This window comes from Streptococcus sp. 68 (assembly GCF_013277415.1).
Classification (GTDB): domain Bacteria; phylum Bacillota; class Bacilli; order Lactobacillales; family Streptococcaceae; genus Streptococcus.
Genome location: NZ_VMMX01000003.1, coordinates 136,613 through 155,744, shown reverse-complemented (window position 1 = coordinate 155,744; position 19,132 = coordinate 136,613). Strand labels below are relative to the sequence as shown.

The 19,132-nt window shown below is 40.0% G+C and carries 22 protein-coding genes and 1 other annotated feature; of the genes, 8 read left to right on the top strand and 14 right to left on the bottom strand.

Annotated features, from left to right (window positions below):
* Positions 1 to 159: 159 nt before the first annotated feature.
* The 4 genes from rpmA to HT720_RS01575 form a co-directional block, all read right to left on the bottom strand.
* Complete coding sequence (gene rpmA, locus HT720_RS01590) at positions 160 to 453, bottom strand: 50S ribosomal protein L27 (RefSeq protein ID WP_000916509.1); 294 nt, start codon at positions 451 to 453, stop codon at positions 160 to 162.
* Between the two features lie 16 nt (positions 454 to 469).
* Positions 470 to 814, bottom strand: coding sequence for a ribosomal-processing cysteine protease Prp (locus HT720_RS01585; protein ID WP_000613699.1), 345 nt, complete (start codon positions 812 to 814; stop codon positions 470 to 472).
* Between the two features lie 15 nt (positions 815 to 829).
* The gene (gene rplU, locus HT720_RS01580) at positions 830 to 1,144 is read right to left on the bottom strand and encodes a 50S ribosomal protein L21 (RefSeq protein ID WP_000109141.1); all 315 of its coding nucleotides are present in this window, start codon (positions 1,142 to 1,144) and stop codon (positions 830 to 832) included.
* 36 nt (positions 1,145 to 1,180) lie between these two features.
* Positions 1,181 to 1,268 (bottom strand) — a sequence feature (ribosomal protein L21 leader region).
* A gap of 64 nt (positions 1,269 to 1,332) precedes the next feature.
* Positions 1,333 to 2,019, bottom strand: coding sequence for a YoaK family protein (locus HT720_RS01575; protein WP_175880196.1), 687 nt, complete (start codon positions 2,017 to 2,019; stop codon positions 1,333 to 1,335).
* A 413-nt stretch (positions 2,020 to 2,432) separates the two neighbouring features.
* Between HT720_RS01575 and HT720_RS01570 the strand changes: the two genes are divergently transcribed.
* Entirely contained in the window at positions 2,433 to 2,732 is a 300-nt protein-coding gene (locus tag HT720_RS01570; RefSeq protein WP_000981526.1) for a YbaB/EbfC family nucleoid-associated protein, read from the top strand.
* A gap of 450 nt (positions 2,733 to 3,182) precedes the next feature.
* Here HT720_RS01570 and pta read toward each other — a convergent pair whose 3' ends face one another.
* Genes pta through HT720_RS01550 form a run of 4 tightly spaced genes read right to left on the bottom strand, consistent with a single transcriptional unit; the run spans position 3,183 to position 6,566 of the window.
* Complete coding sequence (gene pta, locus HT720_RS01565; RefSeq protein WP_173212665.1) at positions 3,183 to 4,157, bottom strand: phosphate acetyltransferase; 975 nt, start codon at positions 4,155 to 4,157, stop codon at positions 3,183 to 3,185.
* A gap of 42 nt (positions 4,158 to 4,199) precedes the next feature.
* Positions 4,200 to 5,096 (bottom strand): RluA family pseudouridine synthase, encoded by an 897-nt coding sequence (locus HT720_RS01560; RefSeq protein ID WP_173212666.1) that lies wholly within the window; start codon positions 5,094 to 5,096, stop codon positions 4,200 to 4,202.
* A complete protein-coding gene (locus tag HT720_RS01555) occupies positions 5,093 to 5,911 on the bottom strand; it encodes an NAD kinase (RefSeq protein ID WP_000799049.1) in 819 nt (272 codons plus the stop codon). The genes HT720_RS01560 and HT720_RS01555 overlap by 4 nt, the downstream gene beginning before the upstream one ends.
* A complete protein-coding gene (locus HT720_RS01550) occupies positions 5,895 to 6,566 on the bottom strand; it encodes a GTP pyrophosphokinase family protein (RefSeq protein WP_173274507.1) in 672 nt (223 codons plus the stop codon). Before HT720_RS01550 ends, HT720_RS01555 begins: the two co-directional genes overlap by 17 nt.
* 127 nt (positions 6,567 to 6,693) lie before the next feature.
* Between HT720_RS01550 and HT720_RS01545 the strand changes: the two genes are divergently transcribed.
* From HT720_RS01545 to HT720_RS01515, 7 genes are all read left to right on the top strand, one after another.
* On the top strand, positions 6,694 to 7,263 hold the full coding sequence (locus tag HT720_RS01545; RefSeq protein ID WP_173212809.1) for a CYTH domain-containing protein: 570 nt from the start codon (positions 6,694 to 6,696) through the stop codon (positions 7,261 to 7,263).
* 112 nt (positions 7,264 to 7,375) lie between these two features.
* A complete protein-coding gene (locus HT720_RS01540; RefSeq protein WP_001283809.1) occupies positions 7,376 to 8,335 on the top strand; it encodes a ribose-phosphate diphosphokinase in 960 nt (319 codons plus the stop codon).
* 9 nt (positions 8,336 to 8,344) lie between these two features.
* A complete protein-coding gene (locus tag HT720_RS01535) occupies positions 8,345 to 9,460 on the top strand; it encodes a cysteine desulfurase family protein (RefSeq protein WP_173274506.1) in 1,116 nt (371 codons plus the stop codon).
* Between the two features lie 4 nt (positions 9,461 to 9,464).
* Positions 9,465 to 9,812, top strand: a complete 348-nt coding sequence (locus tag HT720_RS01530; RefSeq protein ID WP_173274505.1) for a DUF1831 domain-containing protein — start codon at positions 9,465 to 9,467, stop codon at positions 9,810 to 9,812.
* Positions 9,813 to 9,819: 7 nt separating this feature from the next.
* Entirely contained in the window at positions 9,820 to 10,035 is a 216-nt protein-coding gene (locus HT720_RS01525) for a DUF4649 family protein (protein WP_173212813.1), read from the top strand.
* An 82-nt stretch (positions 10,036 to 10,117) separates the two neighbouring features.
* The gene (locus HT720_RS01520; protein ID WP_000653417.1) at positions 10,118 to 10,759 is read left to right on the top strand and encodes a redox-sensing transcriptional repressor Rex; all 642 of its coding nucleotides are present in this window, start codon (positions 10,118 to 10,120) and stop codon (positions 10,757 to 10,759) included.
* A 17-nt stretch (positions 10,760 to 10,776) separates the two neighbouring features.
* Entirely contained in the window at positions 10,777 to 11,466 is a 690-nt protein-coding gene (locus HT720_RS01515; RefSeq protein ID WP_049524081.1) for a gamma-glutamyl-gamma-aminobutyrate hydrolase family protein, read from the top strand.
* Here the strand turns inward: HT720_RS01515 and radC are convergent.
* The 6 genes from radC to HT720_RS01485 form a co-directional block, all read right to left on the bottom strand.
* On the bottom strand, positions 11,463 to 12,143 hold the full coding sequence (radC, locus tag HT720_RS01510; RefSeq protein ID WP_173212815.1) for a DNA repair protein RadC: 681 nt from the start codon (positions 12,141 to 12,143) through the stop codon (positions 11,463 to 11,465). The genes HT720_RS01515 and radC overlap by 4 nt on opposite strands.
* Positions 12,144 to 12,185: 42 nt before the next feature.
* Positions 12,186 to 14,477, bottom strand: coding sequence for a DNA helicase PcrA (pcrA, locus tag HT720_RS01505; protein ID WP_173212817.1), 2,292 nt, complete (start codon positions 14,475 to 14,477; stop codon positions 12,186 to 12,188).
* Positions 14,478 to 14,995: 518 nt separating this feature from the next.
* Positions 14,996 to 15,856 carry a methionyl aminopeptidase gene (locus tag HT720_RS01500; protein ID WP_000631543.1) on the bottom strand — a complete coding sequence of 287 codons (861 nt, stop codon included), beginning with the start codon at positions 15,854 to 15,856 and terminating at the stop codon, positions 14,996 to 14,998.
* Between the two features lie 15 nt (positions 15,857 to 15,871).
* Positions 15,872 to 17,149 carry a CBS-HotDog domain-containing transcription factor SpxR gene (gene spxR / locus HT720_RS01495; RefSeq protein WP_173274504.1) on the bottom strand — a complete coding sequence of 426 codons (1,278 nt, stop codon included), beginning with the start codon at positions 17,147 to 17,149 and terminating at the stop codon, positions 15,872 to 15,874.
* Positions 17,142 to 17,693, bottom strand: coding sequence for a GNAT family N-acetyltransferase (locus HT720_RS01490; RefSeq protein WP_173274575.1), 552 nt, complete (start codon positions 17,691 to 17,693; stop codon positions 17,142 to 17,144). The genes spxR and HT720_RS01490 overlap by 8 nt, the downstream gene beginning before the upstream one ends.
* A 15-nt stretch (positions 17,694 to 17,708) precedes the next feature.
* On the bottom strand, positions 17,709 to 18,968 hold the full coding sequence (locus tag HT720_RS01485; protein ID WP_001227093.1) for a UDP-N-acetylglucosamine 1-carboxyvinyltransferase: 1,260 nt from the start codon (positions 18,966 to 18,968) through the stop codon (positions 17,709 to 17,711).
* Between the last annotated feature and the right edge of the window lie 164 nt (positions 18,969 to 19,132).

Here is a 19,132-nt window from a genome sequence, read left to right as displayed (position 1 = left end):
TTCTATTCCAGATTCAATCCACTATACATATTAAAAAGTATGGGTACCAAAACAAAAAAATAGGCTCTCCGAAAACTCGGAAAGCCTTATTTAATGCTATTTCTAGCTTCCTCGCCTTTACATTTCAAGGCTCAGGATAAAAAGGTTCACTGAACCTTTTTATTTAGCGATTGGGTAAACAGAAACTTGTTTTTTATCGCGTCCTTTACGTTCAAAGCGTACTACGCCTTCAACTTTAGCGAACAAAGTATCGTCTCCACCACGACCAACGTTTACACCTGGATAGATGTGTGTACCACGTTGACGGTAAAGGATTGATCCACCTGTTACAGTTTGTCCGTCAGCTGCTTTAGCTCCAAGACGTTTCGCTTGTGAATCACGTCCGTTTGATGTAGAACCTCCACCTTTTTTGTGGGCGAAAAGTTGCAAGTTGTTAAGAGTCATTTTTAACATAATGTTTTCCTCCGTGTTAGTTTTCTGTGATAACTCTAGTTTGGACGAACTCAGAAGAGTTCTCCGATAAGTTTGCCATACCTAAGAAAAATGATTCAAAGAATAACTGGGTCATTTCTCTCTGGTGTGAAGGAAGATCTTTTGGTATTTCAACCATCAGATAGCCACCTTCATCTTCGTTTAATTCTAGGATTGGTTCATAGCCTGCAAATTTCTCAATAGAATTGATAAAGTTAATGGCAAGCGTAGAAACCGATGCACACACGACATCTAAGCCGTATTCGCCACTCTCGGCGTGTCCAGTAATTTCCGCACTCCTCAGCTCGCCATCTTCGGCTCTCTCAAAGACTGCCTGTATCATGTGTTCTCCTTAAAATTAAGCGTTAATTGCGTTGATGACAACTTTAGTATATGGTTGACGGTGACCTTGTTTACGGTGGCTACCTTTTTTAGGTTTGTACTTGTAAGTAACAACTTTCTTTTGTTTTCCTTGTTTTTCAACAGTTCCAACTACAGTAGCTCCAGCAACAAGTGGAGTTCCGACAACAGTGTTTTCACCACCAACAAGAACAACTTCGTTAAAAGTAACTTCTTGACCAGCTTCAACGTTCAATTTTTCAACGTAAACTGCTTGACCAACTTCAACTTTAACTTGTTTTCCGCCAGTTTTGATAATTGCGTATGTGCTCATTATGCACCTCCTATGATTTTTATGGGTTTCCCCGATTTTTTTGTGAAGACTCGCCTAGCATCGTGGGACGAACCACTTAAACTTGAATAATCAAGCAACGATGTTCGTGCGGTTGCACAGGATCGTGCATAGTCAACTCTTCAAGTATAGCATATCTCCTATTTTCTTACAAGTAATAACACCTAAAATCAAGCTTTTTCTTTTACTTTTTTCTGCCAAGAGGCAAAAAGCATGCTAAGGTAAAAAATACTCATCATAATAGGAACACCAAGAATAGTCTTTTCATGATAGAAAATCGTCAAATAGGCTGAAAAGACAACACCAAGGACAAAACTACTAAGCAGGCTAACAAATATGAACCCTTCACGCAAAAAAGGAGTGTGCTTGGTTCGGAAATAATCCCCAAAAGCCAGCATTGTTCGTTTGATATTCCCTGTCATAAAGGCATTATTGTAAGCAATACCCGAAACCTCACCAAAGGCAGTTGTCACCAAGCCCATACAAAAGGCTAAGGGCGGTACTAGATAGATATTATCTACAGTTTGCGGCACAAAACCAATAATGATTGATAGTATTGCCAAAGGAATCAGTGACAGAATCGGTTTTTTTACAATTCTCAATTTTTCCTTATAAATGGTTAGTAAAAAAACTCCCAGCATAAATGCTATTAAAGTTAAAAGCTTATCCCTAACATCCGAAACATTATTCTGTATTAGCTCTACCGAAAGAAAGACAACATTTCCTGTTTGTCCAGCTACAAGGGTATTCCCGCGAACAATAAAAGTGTAAGCATCTACATATCCAGCACAAAACGTCAAAAAAAGTGCTAACCTTTTAGACTGACGTGATATTTTTCTTATAGGTAATAACCTCATTTTCCCTCCCATTGTATTTTCTCTTAGAATATTGTACCATTTTCTTTCTAAAAAATCGTAGGCTACCATTTAGATTTTACTATTAGCATAAAAATAATAATAGACAACTATTTATCCAAAAATAGATAGAGGTAACATGTTTGTAAACAAAGCATACGAACCTTTAGTAAAATCATTTCCATGAAACTAGAATAGAGCCCCTCTTAGCAAAAATCATTATTTTAATTTATTTCTAATCACTCCTTGATATAAATAACTCTCACCAATAAAAGACTATGTCTTAAAAAAATGGTATAATAAAATCAGTACTTGGGCTTGATGGCTATGCTACTAATAACAATTAGGAGAGAAAATCAGGCACTTGTTAACAACAAGGATTATCCCCTTGAAACGAAAGGAATCTTAAAAATCTTATGATGAACATGCAAAACATGATGCGTCAAGCACAAAAACTTCAAAAACAAATGGAACAAAGCCAGGCCGAACTTGCTGCCATGCAATTTGTTGGCAAATCTGCTCAAGATCTTGTCCAAGCGACCTTAACTGGAGATAAGAAAGTTGTCAGCATTGATTTCAATCCAGCTGTCGTTGATCCAGAGGACCTTGAAACTCTTTCTGATATGACCGTTCAAGCCATCAACTCTGCTCTTGAACAAATCGATGAAACTACCAAGAAAAAACTGGGTGCTTTCGCTGGGAAATTGCCATTCTAAAAACAAGGAGCTAGAACAATACTTGTCGATAACAAAGGCTAAGAAAGGTGCAAAAATTATAAAAAACGCATAATAGCAGGTGTACAAAAAACACTCAATATTATGCGTTTTCTCATGAAAAAATTCTCTTTTCATACTCATTTAATACTCTTCAAAAATCAAATTCAAACTATATCAGCGTCGGCTTGTCGTACTCAAGTACTTCCTGCGCCTAGCTTTCTAGTTTGCTCTTTGATTTTTATTGAGTATAAAATCCAAAAGGGAATTTATCGTTTTACGGACATGTATATTACAGATTTCTATAGGTCGTATATAGACAGGATATCATCGCTTGGAAGTTGTCCTTTTTGACACCAATCAGTAATTTAGTTCTCAGGAGTTAATGGCAGTGCTTTTCGTACATAGTTTCATAACTACAGTATAGCATAGTATATCGCTTTATAGTTTTCACTATTGATGAACTGCTTGAGCTGCTGTGATAAGGGTTAAATTGTAAACATCTTCTGCACTACATCCACGTGAAAGGTCATTAACCGGCTTATTCAAACCTTGTAAAACAGGTCCCACAGCTGAGAAACCACCGAGACGTTCTGCAATCTTGTAACCGATATTTCCAGCTTCGATACTTGGGAAAATAAATACAGTTGCTTGTCCAGCCACTTTACTTCCTGGAGCTTTTAAAGCTGCCGTTTCAGGGTGGAAGGCAGCGTCAAATTGCAATTCCCCATCTATTTCAAGATCTGGGCGTAGTTCATGCGCACGTTGTGTAGCTGCTACTACCTTATCAACGTTCTCACCAAAACCAGAACCTTTACTTGAGTAACTTAACATAGCAATTTTTGGTTCTATACCAAACATTTTCGCAGTGATTGCTGAATTAATTGCAATTTCAGCCAAGGCATCTGCATCAGGATTGATATTGATAGCACAGTCACCAAATAGGTAACGTTCTGAACCACGAGTCATTAGGAAGGCACCTGAAGTACGAGTAACATTAGGACGAGTTTTTATGATTTGAAGGGCTGGACGAACTGTTGCAGCAGTTGAGTGAAGTGCACCTGAAACCATACCGTCAACCAAGCCCATATATACTAACATTACACCAAAGTAGTTAACGTCTTCACGTAAGAGTCTAGCAGCTTCTTCTTCTGTTATCTTACCATTTCGACGTTCAACGAGCGCAGCAACCATTTCTTCAAACTTAGCGTAGTGGTCAGGATCGATGACTTCATAACCCTCGTGAATCCCTTCAATTTCAAGGTAAATTTTAATTTTTTCTGGTTTACCAAGCAAGACTGGAATAACATCTGTTTCTTTTACCAAGCGTTTCGTAGCTTGAAGAATACGAGGTTCTTTTCCTTCAGGTAGAACGATGCGGACATTTTTACCAACTAGGTTGGCTCTTAGACTTTCAAAAACTTCCATGAGTTTTCTCCTTTAAAATAATAAATTATACTCTAATATTTTTTATTGAGTATTAGTTGATAACTGTTTAATAAGGTTACTGAAATCATCCGGCAAGGGACTTTCTAACTGCAAATCTTGCTCTAAAAATGGATGATAAAAGGATAGGTAATGGCAATGCAGAGCCTGACGTTGGATGCCGTCGTCCAGACTACCACCATACAAGTCATCTCCCAACAAAGGAAAACCAATATGAGAAAAATGGACTCGGATTTGGTGGGTTCGACCAGTATGCAAGCGAATATCGACCAAGTGAATATTTCCATAGGAAGCGACAATCTTATATGATGTATGGGCATACTTTCCACCTTTAGCTACTCTTCTAGTGATAATAGAGTCTTCATCACGCGCAATCGGAGCAATAATTTCCCCCTCTGACTCCAAATATCCATCTCCTTTAACGAGGGCAAAGTAGCGTTTTTCAATGGACTTCTTCTGCAACTGCTTGTCTAATCGTGCGTGGGCATAGCCGTGCTTGGCGAAGAGCATCAAGCCAGAAGTGTCCCTATCAAGTCTGGTCACAATGTGAACCTGCTGATTTTCATAATTTTGCTTGACATAGTAACCCTTAATAAAATTGGCAATGGTATTAGAGTGATTGACACTAGGAATAGAAGCCACTCCATAGGGTTTATTTAAGACTAGAAAATGGTCATCCTCATAGAGAATATCCAGTGGGCGCTCGATTGCTTCTAGAGTTTCAAAGCCTTCCTCAGCGGGAATGTCAATGGTAACGCGGTCTCCAAGATCCAATAGATAGGTTGCATTTTGTGGTTGGTCATTGACCAGAATAGCTCCACCACGAAATTTAATCTTGGCCAGCAATCCCTTAGAAACCTCGTGCTTTTTTAAGAAGGTCTTAACCTTGACATGTTCATCTGCGATAAATTCAAACCTCATTCGTCCACCTCGCCGATAAAAGCATCCTTAACGCGGTTCCAGAAGCTGGTATGGCTAGGAGTCGCGACAAAGTGAATCTTATGATGATCAATTTGATACTCGATTCGCTCGATACTACGGAAGGAATAAACACTATTGTCAACCGAAATGGTGTGGTAATCATTTCTTGTTGGAATGAGTTCAATCTTATCCTTCTTAGGCACAATAATGGAAGAGCCCAGCGTTCGATAGACACGATTATTAAGGCTGGCAATTTCCGTTAATTGCAAAGCTTCAATGGTAGGATGTAAAACAGCACCACCAAGAGACTTGTTATAGGCAGTACTACCAGTCGGTGTCGAAACTGTTAGCCCGTCTCCACGAAAACGTTCAAAGGGAACACCATTGATGACAATATCTGCCACCATGGTTCGATCAGACCTGCGAATGCTGGCTTCGTTGAGGGCACGAAAAATCTTGACCTCTCCATTTCCAAGAAAAACCTTCACATTTAGAACAGGGTAAGAAACCCTTGCTCCGGTATCTAGCTGCAAATTGGTCATTAACTTATCCAACTCAAAATCACGATAATCGGTATAAAAGCCCAGATGTCCTGTATGAAGACCGATAAAGCGTACCTTATCAAGTTGGTCTTCGTACTTATGAAAGGCCGACAAGAGCATGCCATCTCCACCAATGGAAATGACAATGTCCGGACTGCTATCATTGAGTATAAACTGATTTCTCTTCAAACGATCTCGCAATTCATACAAAACCCTTTGACTCTGCGGTTTTCTATTGGCTATCAAGTCAATTCGTTTACCTGTATTCTTCATCTGTATCGTCACTGTTTCCTACACCGTCATTTAATTTTCTACTCAAAGGATCAAAAAGAGCCTGGGCTTCCTGGATATCATCACGAATTTCACCCATTTCTTCATCCAACTGATGGGCGATTCTAGCTGTAATTTCCAGTCTCTTCTTAATCTCATTTGGGAAATCCCCTTGGTACTTGTAGTTGAGAGAATGTTCTATCGTTGCCCAGAAATTCATGGCCAAGGTACGTATTTGAATTTCTGCCAAAATGGTCTTGGCCCCATTGATGGTATCAACCGTATATTCTACTACCACATGGTAGGAACGATAGCCTGATGCTTTTCGATGAGTAATGTAATCTCGCTCCTGTATGATACGCATATCCTGACGCTTGTGCAAAATCTCCACTACTTCCTTGACGTCATCTACAAACTGGACCATCACACGTAAACCAGCAATATCCTGTAAATCGTGTTCTAATGTCGCATAAGTAATGCCGCGACGAGCCATTTTTTCTTTTATGCTCTCAATCGGCTTGACTCGACCAGTCACAAATTCAATCGGAGAATGCTTATTTTGCTTACGATATTGCTTGCGAATACCACGTAGTTTAATCTTTAACTCACCAACAGCTTGAATGTAAGGATCTAGAAATTCTTCCCATTCTAAGGTCATATCTTCTCCCTTGTTCTCATATTATCCTTCAAAAATATCTTTGATTTTTTCTCCAGATTCATATACAATAAATACAATGCTTATTATACCATAATCCGCTTTCAACGATAAAGAAAAGGTAAGAAAAATGAAACATTTAGAAATTGAATTGAAAACACTATTGAAAAAAGATGAATACAATCGTCTAAAAGACCAGTTCACAGACGTCACTCCTGTTCTTCAAAAAAACCACTACATGGACACACCTGATTTTGAACTGCGAGAAAAGAAAATTGCTATGCGCATTCGAACCTTTGAAGACTGGGCAGAATTGACACTCAAAGTCCCGCAGAGTGTTGGAAACATGGAATACAACCAAAAATTGCAACTAAAAGATGCTGAAAACTATCTGTCTAAGGAAGAACTTCCTCAAGGGCTAGTACTGGATGAATTGGCGAAACATGGCATCCAAAGCAAGAACTGGCAGGTACTTGGTTGTCTAACAACACTTCGCTATGAAATGCAAACAGCTATCGGTCTCATGGCTCTGGATGAAAGTCAATACTTTGATATGACGGATTACGAATTGGAGCTTGAAGTGGAAAATCACGAGCAAGGCAAACAAGATTTCCAAAAATTTTTAGAGGAAAATCAGATTTCTTATCAAAAAGCTCCTTCAAAATTGGTTCGATTTGTCAAAAGTATGAAAAATAGCTGAAATAATCTCCATTTTTTGGTAAAATAGAAAAGATAAAAATACACAAATCCCAGTTCATATAGGTAAGGCAAATATCACTAGGATTTAAAAAGTTTACAGAGGACGGTCTATAATGTCAGATAGAAAAAACATGAAACTTTTCGCACTCAACTCTAACCAAGAGATTGCACAGAAAATTGCTGAAGCTGTTGGTGTCCCACTTGGAAAACTATCATCACGTCAATTTTCAGACGGAGAAATCCAAGTGAATATTGAAGAAAGTGTCCGTGGTTATGATGTTTACATCATCCAGTCTACAAGTTTCCCTGTTAACAACCACCTAATGGAATTGTTAATCATGGTCGACGCTTGTGTGCGTGCAAGTGCCCACAGTATCAACGTTGTCCTTCCATATTTTGGCTATGCACGTCAAGACCGCATTGCTTGTCCTCGTGAGCCACTTACAGCAAAACTAGTTGCCAATATGCTGGTTAAGGCTGGGGTTGATCGTATCCTGACTCTTGATTTGCATGCCGTTCAGGTTCAAGGATTCTTTGATATTCCTGTTGATAACCTCTTCACAGTGCCCCTATTTGCAAAACATTACTGCGATAAGGGTCTACTTGGGTCAGATGTTGTTGTCGTCAGCCCTAAAAATTCAGGTGTCAAACGTGCTCGTAGCTTGGCTGAATATCTTGATGCTCCTATCGCCATTATCGACTACCCTCAAGACGATGCAACTCGTAACGAAGGTTATATTATTGGTGATGTTGAAGGTAAGAAAGCCATCTTAATTGACGATATTCTGAATACAGGACGTACCTTCTCTGAAGCTGCTAAAATCGTTGAACGTGAAGGGGCTACAGAAATTTATGCTGTTTCTAGCCACGGTCTCTTCGTCGAGGGAGCTGCTGAACTTCTTGACAATACTAAGATTAAAGAAATTCTTGTGACTGATTCAGTAGCAACAAAAGAAAAAACTCCTAAAAACGTATGCTACATCACTGCTAGTGAGTTAATTGGTGACGCCATCGTCCGTATCCACGAAAGAAAACCAGTCAGCCCACTCTTTGCCTACAACAAAAAGAAATAAGGTGATCCTTTGATTTATTTGGACAATGCTGCGACGACTCCTATGTCAGCAGTTGCTATTTCAGCTATGACCAAGGTGATGCAAGAAACCTACGGAAACCCTTCTAGTATTCATAGTCATGGTCGTCAAGCTGGCAAACTCTTGCGAGAAGCCCGTCAGGAACTAGCTCAGTTACTGGGGACAAAACCTCAACATATCTTTTTCACTTCTGGTGGGACTGAGGGCAACAATACTGCTATCATTGGCTACTGCCTTCGTCACCAAGAACGAGGAAAACATATTATCACAACTGCCATCGAGCACCATGCTGTCCTTGAAACCATTGATTACTTGGTTCAACACTTTGGTTTTGAAGTAACCATTATCCAGCCAGAAAATCAAGAAATCACCGCCCAGCAAATTCAAGAGGCCTTACGTGACGATACGATTTTGGTTTCTACCATGTTTGCCAATAATGAGACTGGAAACCTACTGCCCATTGCTGAAATTGGCCAAATACTCAAGCAACACCCAGCCGCCTATCATGTCGATGCAGTTCAGGCTATTGGTAAAATCCCTATACACCCAGAAGAATTGGGCATTGATTTTCTCACTGCTTCTGCCCACAAGTTCCATGGTCCTAAGGGAATCGGTTTTCTCTACGCATCTAGCATGGATTTTGATTCCTATCTTCATGGCGGAGACCAAGAACAGAAAAAACGAGCCGGAACTGAAAATCTAGCTGCCATCGTGGGTATGGTTGCAGCCCTAAAAGAAGACCTAGAAAAACAGGAAGAACATTTCCAACATGTACAAAATCTAGAAACTGCCTTTCTTGCAGAGCTAGAAGGAATTCAGTATTACGTGAATAGAGGACAACATCATCTCCCTTATGTTCTCAATATTGGATTTCCTGGTCAGAAAAACGACCTCTTACTCCTTCGGCTAGATTTGGCTGGAATTTCAATCTCTACTGGCTCAGCCTGTACGGCAGGCATTGTCCAATCCAGCCATGTTCTTGAAGCCATGTACGGGGCAAATTCAGAACGCTTGAAGGAATCCGTTCGTATCAGTCTCTCGCCAGAAAATACTGTTGAAGACCTACATACCCTCGCAAAGACCTTAAAAGAAATTATCGGAGGTTAGCCATATGGCATTTGAAAAAACCATTCAGTTAAAAAATTGTCGTTACGACTACACTCTTAGCCCTTCTGTTAAAAAATTCACCCTTAAGGACAACACCTTTTTTGAGACTAAGGTTGGTAACTATGAATTGACTCTTCTACTTGAAAAAGTGCCAAACAGCGGTGAAGGCTTCCAACTCAAAATCATCATTAACAAGGAACTTACAGGTGCTAAAATCAATATCACTGACAAGTTTGGGCTACGTCTAGTTGATATTTTCAAATCAGAAGACCACCACATTCATCAGGAAAAATTCTATTTCCTCATGGATAGCTTGGTAGAACGTGGTGTCTTTACAAAATCGGAAAGATAGAGCCAAAATGTTTGAACTGACCTATAAGGACAGCTATCATGTAGAGCGCACTCTCAAGTATGAGGATTACGAGGCTCTCATGCTAGCTCTGTCAGGATGTGTGACTCTGCCAGATACACTTTATGTAACTTCTTTGACCTTTAAAGGACAGGAAGTTTACCAAGGACTGGTCGGAGACCTCTACCGTTTTCTATCACATGCAGATTTTTTACAACAAAACTAAGATTTTTCTTAGTTTTTTCTTGTTTTTGTTGATTTTTTCACAATGTTTCTATAAAATAGAAGAATAGAAAGGTTGTGATTTTGTGAAAGATAAACAGTCTGCTATTCCAAAAGCTACAGCAAAAAGACTCTCTCTCTACTATCGAATTTTTAAGAGATTTCATGCAGAAAAGATTGAACGTGCCAACTCTAAGCAAATTGCAGAGGCCATTGGGATTGATTCAGCGACCGTACGTCGTGATTTTTCCTATTTTGGTGAACTAGGTCGGCGTGGATTTGGATATGATGTCAAAAAACTGATGACATTTTTTGCCGATTTGCTCAATGATAACTCTATTACCAATGTCATGCTGGTTGGTATTGGAAATATGGGCCATGCCCTTCTCCACTACCGCTTCCACGAGCGTAACAAGATGAAGATTATCATGGCCTTTGACCTAGATGACCATCCCGAAGTCGGAACCCAAACTCCTGATGGAATTCCTATTTACGGGATTTCTCAAATCAAGGATAAAATCAAGGATGCTGATGTGAAGACTGCTATCCTGACCGTTCCCAGCGTTAAGTCACAAGAGGTTGCCAATCTCTTGGTTGATGCTGGCGTGAAAGGAATTCTTAGTTTTTCACCAGTCCATCTGCATTTACCAAAAGATGTGGTCGTTCAGTATGTCGATTTGACAAGTGAACTCCAAACACTCCTCTATTTCATGCGAAAAGAGGATTAGAAAGCGAAAATCATTTTATGAAAAAACCAGTTATAGGGATTACAGGAAACGAAAAAACTCATCCTGATGATGACATCATGATGAGCTACGCAGCAAAAGGCTTTGTTGAAGGCGTTAAAGACGCTGGAGGGATTCCCATCATCCTACCGATTGGTGATCAAGAAATGGCCTGCCACTATATCAGTATGATTGACAAGCTCATCTTGACAGGTGGGCAAAATGTTGATCCAAAATTCTATGGTGAACCAAAAACCATTGATAGCGATGACTACCACCTTCAAAGAGATATATTCGAACTAGCCCTCATCAAGGAAGCTATCAAACAGCAAAAGCCGATTTTCTCTGTCTGTCGTGGGACTCAACTCTTTAACGTTGCCATGGGTGGAACTTTGTACCAAGATATCGAAGATCACTGGCAGGATTGTTCCGCCGAGTACACAACCCAACGCTTGGTGACAGAACCTGATACAGTTCTTCGAGAAATCTATGGAGAAATCTCCCATATCAACTCCTTCCACCACCAGAGCATCAAGGATTTAGCACCAAATTTAAAGATTGCGGCTCATGATCCTAAAGATGGTATTATAGAAGCTGTTATGAGTACGGATGATGTCGCCTTTCTCGGTGTCCAATGGCATCCAGAGTTTCTTTTTGAAAATCGTCCCAAAGATAAAAACCTCTTTGACTATGTCGTTAATGAACTTTAGATTAAATCTGTTTTTTCACGGTAACTAAAGTAACTAGAATATGAGACAATCAAATGGTCCAAGAGGACAATTCCCATCAGGTCGCAGGCTTCTTTAACAAGTTTAGTGACATGATCATCATTTCGGCTAGGGGCTACCGCTCCCGAAGGATGATTGTGGACCAAGATGAGAGAAGTCGCCATATGCTTGATAGCATAGTGAAGAATCTCACGTGGTTCAGCAATACTACGAGTAGCTGAGCCGATAAAAATGGTCTGTTGATGGATGATTTGATTTTGAGTATTGAGATAGAGCGCCACCAGGTGCTCTTGTTTTTTGTCCCCCAATTCCTGTTGCATCTTCTTGGCCAACTTTTGACTGCTGAGAATACTTTCCATCTCAAGAGTCTCGTGTTTATGAATACGATGCCCCAGTTCAATCATAGCTTGCAATTCTATGGCCTTAACACGTCCAATACCAGACAGACTCTGCAATTCCTGCAGGGTCATTTTTTTCAAATCCGTTAGGTTTGAAAGATTGTTCAAGACTTTCTGGGCAATTTCAAAAACACTAGCTTGACGTGTTCCTGTTCTGAGTAAAATAGCTAGTAACTCTTGATTACTGAGCGCTTCAACTCCTTCCTTGGCCAGTCTTTCTCTTGGTAATAGTGAATCTTCTTGGAATGAAATACTGTACATAAAAATCCTCCTCACTTTATTATTCGTGAGAAGGATGAAAAATTAGATTTTTTTCTCAATTGGGGCCACACTAGCCAAAAGTTTTTTCAAACCTACTTCTGGGAAATTGATTTTCAATTCCTGCGTAGCACCGCTACCTGAAACTTCCAAAACAGTTCCCTCTCCCCACTTCTTGTGGAGGGCAATGTCACCAATGGACCAATTTGCCTCGCTAGAAGCTGATTTTGCTCCAGCTGTAAATTGACTAAACGGAAGGCCACTTGACTGGATAGATTTTGGGGCAGCACTGCGTTTACGGTCTTGAAGAGCCTGGGCAAGACTCATACCTTGACCGAAGGCAAGGTCACCACTGCTATAAGATGCCTTAAAGCTTGTATTTGCTGGACGAGCCAGACCTTGATACTCAAGTAAGTCCGAGCTGATTTCGTTAATAAAACGAGTGGGACGGTTGTAGTTGGTACGACCGAAAAGCAAGCGTGAGTTAGCATTGGTCAGATAGAGAATTTTCTCTGCACGCGTGATACCTACATAGGCCAGACGGCGCTCTTCTTCCAATTCATCTGAATCCTCAGCTGCACGACTAAGTGGAAAGACATTTTCTTCCATCCCAATCAAAAAGACAACTGGAAACTCGAGACCTTTGGCAGCATGCAGGGTCATCAAGGTCACTTCTGATGTCTCCTGACTACCTGAATCTGTGTCCGCAATCAAGGCCAAGTCATTTAAAAAACGACTCAGTTTATCCAGACCAGTTTCTTCTTCTGGCCCATCAGAGGTGTCATCAAAGTTTTTCGTCACAGAGAGGAACTCCTCGATGTTTTCTACACGAGCCTTGCTTTCTAAGGTCGCTTGGGCGTTAAGAATATCGACGTAACCTGTTTTTTCTAGGACGGCCTCAACCAACTCAGTAATGCTTAAGTGGTCCAGTTGCTCTCGCAAATCTAACATCATATTTGCAAAATCCCAGATAGACTGGGCTACTTTACCCTTGATACCAGACAACATGATATTGGCTGAAGCATCTAGCATAGACATGTTTTGCATATTTGCAAAGTCACGAATTTTCTCAACAGTACCTGGCCCAATTCCACGTTTTGGTTCGTTGATAATACGCTCAAAACTGATATTGTCACTCAAATTAGCAATAAGATTAAGATAAGCGATAATATCGCGGATTTCCTTACGGCTGTAGAACTTGGTTCCACCAACCATGGTATAAGGAATGTTTGACTTGAGCAGGGCTTCCTCAATAGTACGAGACTGGGCGTTAGTACGATAGAGAACTGCAAAATCCTTGTGAAGGAAGTTTTGACTCCGACCAAGTTCATCGATAGTTCTGGCTACAAATACAGCCTCATCTAGCTCATCATTGGCACGATAGTAAACGATTTGCTCCCCATCAGCATTCTGGGTCCAGAGATTCTTAGGACGGCGGTTTTTGTTGTTTTTAATGACCTCGTTGGCCGCTTGGAGAATTGTTTTAGTGGAACGGTAATTCTCTTCCAACAAAACAACCTTGGCTTGGGGATAATCTTTCTCAAAATCCAAAATATTCTGCATATCCGCACCACGCCAACCGTAGATAGACTGGTCCGCATCCCCAACCACACAAATATTTTTAAAGCGTGAAGCCAAGAGTTTGACCAGTTGGTACTGGGCATGGTTAGTATCTTGGTACTCATCAACGTGGATGTATTGAAACTTCTGCTGGTAATAAGTCAAAACATCAGGATTTTGATCAAAGAGACGCAAGGTCAGCATAATCAAATCATCAAAGTCAACCGACTCCGACTGACGCAGTTCTTTCTGATAGGCTGTATAACACTGGGCCACAATTTGCGTGTACATATCTCCAGCTTGGGAGGCATAAGCCCCATCATCAATCAAATCATTCTTAGCGTTGGAAATAGTTCCTAAGATGCTCCGTTCATTCCATTTTTTAGGATCCAAGTTCAACTGCTTGAGAATGCGTTTCATAAGAGTTCGCTGTTCACCAGGATCCACAATAGTAAAATTACGGTTGTAGCCAATATGATCCGCATCGCGACGCAGGATACGAACACACATGGAGTGAAAAGTCGCAATCAAACAGTCCTGAGTAGCTGGATTGAGGCTATAAGCACGCTCTTTCATCTCACGCGCAGCCTTATTAGTAAAGGTAATGGCCAAGATATTCCAAGGATTGACCAGCTTTTCATCAATCAAATAAGCGATACGGTGGGTCAAAACACGGGTCTTTCCAGAACCAGCCCCTGCCATGATCAACAAGGGACCTTCTGTCGTTTGCACCGCCTCAGCCTGACGGTCATTCATTCCATTTAATAATGCGTTCATCTTCTCTTCCTTACTCTTGAAGTCAATATTTCTATTATATCAGAATTCAGGGAAAATAGAAACTTTATGGGGAGTAGCAAAATATAGTGGATTGAAACTAGAATACTACACTGTAGGTTTCTAAAACACTCGACTCTTTCACTCAATTTTTTCATAAACTAGCTCAATACTTCAATATAAAAAAGGTAAATTTAAGATTGGCAATACGAACGTTAAACAGAATTCCATTTCTCTTTTTAGAATCAAAACAACGATATCGTAAAACCTCTACACGAACAATAGATTGCGACACTAAAATATTCTCCCCTAGTTTTGCTTTACTAATAGTATATAGGAGGAGAGCTATGAATTCTAGACCCTTTGTTATGATGTGGTTACAAACAGAGTTGGAAAAAATCTTAAAATTAGAAAAACGCATTATACCAGGCATTAAAAGCTTGATACAATGCGTTTTATTATAAAAAGATCTACTGGATTTTTTATCAAAATAAACTTCCAGTAGATCTTTTCACTTTTTATTAATAAGTTCCTTCTTCACCTTGGCTAGTCAAGATTACCGGACCATCCTTAGTAATGACAAATTGGTGTTCATATTGACAAGATAGCCCACCGTCAATAGTCTTATGAGCCCAACCAGTCTTCATATCTGTATCAATTTCCCAGTCACCGGTATTGATCATTGGTTCAATGGTTAAGACCATTCCTTCACGGAGACGAAGCCCACGACCAGCAATACCATAGTTAGGAACCATTGGTTCTTCGTGCATAGTTGGGCCAACACCATGACCAACCAAATCACGCACTACACCGTAACCACGACTTTCAGCGTATTCTTGAATGGCTGCACCAATATCACCGATACGATTTCCAACAACAGCTTGCTCAATACCCTTGTACATGGCTTCTTTGGTTACATCCATCAAGTTTTTGACTTCTTCGGACGGTGTACCAACAGCATAAGCCCAACAAGAGTCTGCAAGACCACCAGAGTAACTCTGGGTGTATTTTTTCATTTGCTCAACATTGTTGAAGTTTAATTTTGAGACATTCAAATCAGATTTGGCAATTGGACCTCCCAAAACCATATCAACCTTAAGCAAATCACCATCTTTCAAGATGTAGTGACGAGGGAAAGCGTGAGCCACTTCATCATTAAGAGAGCAGCAGGTAGCATAAGGATAGTCCATCATTGCACCGTCAACCCCAATCTGAAGCGGAAGGAAATTTTCTTCCTTACAACGACGTCGGACATACTCTTCAACTTCCCACATATCTACGCCAGGCTTAATCAAATCACGTAAGCCGATATGAATACTTGCTAGAAAATCACCAGCCTTGTCCATAGCTTCGATTTCACGAGCTGATTTTAATGTTATCATTTTTTCTCCTAGTTTCTAATTAATTTTAACAGTCACATTTGCTTTTGAAACAATCTGATGACCATGATAAATATCGTAATCAATAATAGCTGATCGTCTAGTATGGTGGATAATACGTGCTTGAATGCGCAGTATATCATCTATCTGAACAGCCTGCAAAAAGTAGATCAGCATTTGCTCGATGATGAGATTGCGACCACTATTCACAACTAAATCTTGGGTCATGTGAGTCAGTATCTCCGCCAATACACCATTAGCCAAAACACCGTTCTTCTCTAGCATAAAGGGTTCCACTGTAATGACGACTTCATCATGGTGATAAGAAAGTTTTTGACCAATCTGCTCAGAAAAAGTAGGTAGAGCAGAAACTTGGGAACGACTCATCTTCGCCATGACATCTCGTCTGGTTACAACGCCAAGCAAGGTTTGATTGCTTCGAACAACTGGTACCATTTCAAAGTCTTCAGCAATCATCCGTTGACTCACATTGGCAATATTTGTCGATAATCCAACTAAAAATAGACTACGTGACATAACCTTATCAATTGTCGTACTTGGTGACTTATCACCAGCGTCTCTCATGGTTACAACTCCAACAACAACCTGATGTTGATTGATAACAGGGAAACGACTGCTACGATTCTTACGAACTAAGTCCAAATAATCTTTAACAGTGTCAGTCTCTCTCAGAAAACCATACTCATGACTTGGACGATAAAGCTTCTCAACTGTCAAAATATCAGTCTTGATTTGTACATTTGACAGGGCTTTATTGATCATGGTCGCAACAGTGAAAGTGTCATGCTTGCTTCTCAGAACAGGAATCCCCTTTTGATTGGCCAGTTTAAGCACGTCATCATGAACATGAAAACCACCCGTAACCAGAACTGCATTTTCATTTTCAAGCGCTAGTAATTGTATACGGGTCCGGTCTCCGACAATCAAGAGCCCCCCATCATGAAGGTAAGATAAGATGTTTTGTTCGGTCATGGCACCAATAGAGAACTTACTAAATTCTCTATCAAGTCCTTCCTGTCCAGCTAACACTTCAGAAGTAGTCACTTCTGCAATTTCAGCAAAGGTTAATCTCTCTATAGCAACTTTCTGAGATTTAACACGGATAGTACCACTTCTTGGGCGAGTCTCTACAATTCCACGATTTTCAGCTTCTTTAATGGCCCGATAGGCAGTTCCATCACTGACTCCCAGATGGTTTGAAATGCTGCGAACACTGACCCTTTTACCTACTGGTAATTCCTCCAAATAGCTTAGAATTTCCTGATGCTTACTCATTGAATTCTCCTTTTACATACCGAAATTCAAGATAATCCCGCATTTTTCTTGTGTACCGATCACTTCCCTTAAACTGACGAAACAAACTAAATCCAGACTTAAGAGCAACTCTTTGGCTAGCTTCATTTTCAAGGTGGGTAATGATAGATAATTGTTTTAAGCCAAATTCCTCAAAAGAAAGCTGACAAATTTTTCTAACAACCTCTGTCATAAATCCTTGCGACCAAGCATCTTTTCTCAAAAAATAACCAAGCTCAGCTTCTTTTTTGATTTCATCTAGCTTTTCAAACTTAATTGAACCAATCATTTTTTCAGTTTTCTTGTCACAAATAGCCCATACTCCTAAAGGAGCCTTCATAAAGTAATTGGCCAGTGCATACTGACTTTCTTCCAGACTTGCCTGAGTTGGGAAAATAAATTGTAAATTTTCAGGATTTGAGGCTATCTCATGGAAGTCTTGACTATCACTAAAAAAGAAAGGACGCAAATACAAGCGATCCGTTTCAAAAAAAGAAAACATTGCTAATTTGGTCCAAATATTCATAAACACCTCTACGGTTTAATCCTCAACAAGTGTAATATCCGCTCCTAGATTACGTAATTTTTCAATAATATCAGAATAACCACGTAAGATAAACTCAATATTGGTAATTTCAGTTTGTCCCTCGGCCATCAAACCAGCAATAACCAAAGCTGCGCCAGCTCTTAAGTCGGTCGCTTTAACACTGGCTCCACGCAAATTACGTCCACCCGTGTACAAAATATGACCATTTGTTGTCGAAATGTCCGCATCCATCTTTGCTAGTTCAAAAACATGATTTACACGTTTTTCGTAAATCGTATCAACAATTGTACCACGACCATTAGCTGTTAGTAAAAGAGGGGTAATCGGTTGTTGCAAATCAGTTGCAAAGCCTGGGTAAGGAGCTGTCTTAATATTGATTGCTTTCAAATTAGACTGCTCTTCGACAAAAATGCTGTCTTCAGATACAGTCATTCTCACTCCCATTTCTTCCAGCTTAGCAATAAATCCTTCTAGGTGTTCGTAAAGAACATTATTTATACGAATCCCCTTGCCAACTGCAGCAGCTAAAGATATATATGTTCCAGCTTCAATGCGGTCTGGAATAACCTGATGACGTGTCCCATGTAATCTTTCGACACCATCAATAATGATGATATTGGTTCCTGCCCCACGGATATGGGCACCCATATTATTCAAGAGAGTAGCTACATCAATAATCTCAGGTTCACGGGCTGCATTTTCAATAATAGTACGACCATTCGCTTTAACCGCAGCAATCATCGTATTGATCGTTGCCCCTACACTAACCGTATCCATGTAAATACTTGCGCCATGGAGTCCTGTATCTTTAGCAGATAACTTCATGTTATCTCCCTCGTAGCTAACAGTGGCACCCATAGCTTCAAACGCCTTAAGGTGTAAGTCAATCGGACGAGGACCAAGATCACATCCTCCCGGTAGACCAACTGTCGCTTCACCAAAACGGCCTAAGAGGCTCCCATAAAAATAGTATGATGCACGAAGACTGTTGATTTTTCCATAAGGCATTGGAATATTTTGAACACCTCTTGGATCAATCTCCAATACATCGTCATAACGCTTAACAGTAGCTCCCATCAATTCCATGATTTCGACAAGACTAGCTACATCCGAAATATCTGGAACGCAATCTAAAGTCACCACATCATCAGCCAAGATAATAGCCGGAATTAAGGCTACAACACTATTTTTAGCACCACTAATAGTGATTTCACCTTGCAGTGGTAATCCACCATTGATAACAATTTTTCTCATTCTAAGTTTTCAATACTCTTTCAAGATTTCTAATAAGGTCTTTAAAATAAATTATATCATAAATGCAACCTTTTTTCCATCCTTTTCAATTTTATTGGATAAATCAGAGTTGATGAGTTAGTCACTGATACTCAATAAAAATCAAAGAGCAAACTAGGAAGCTA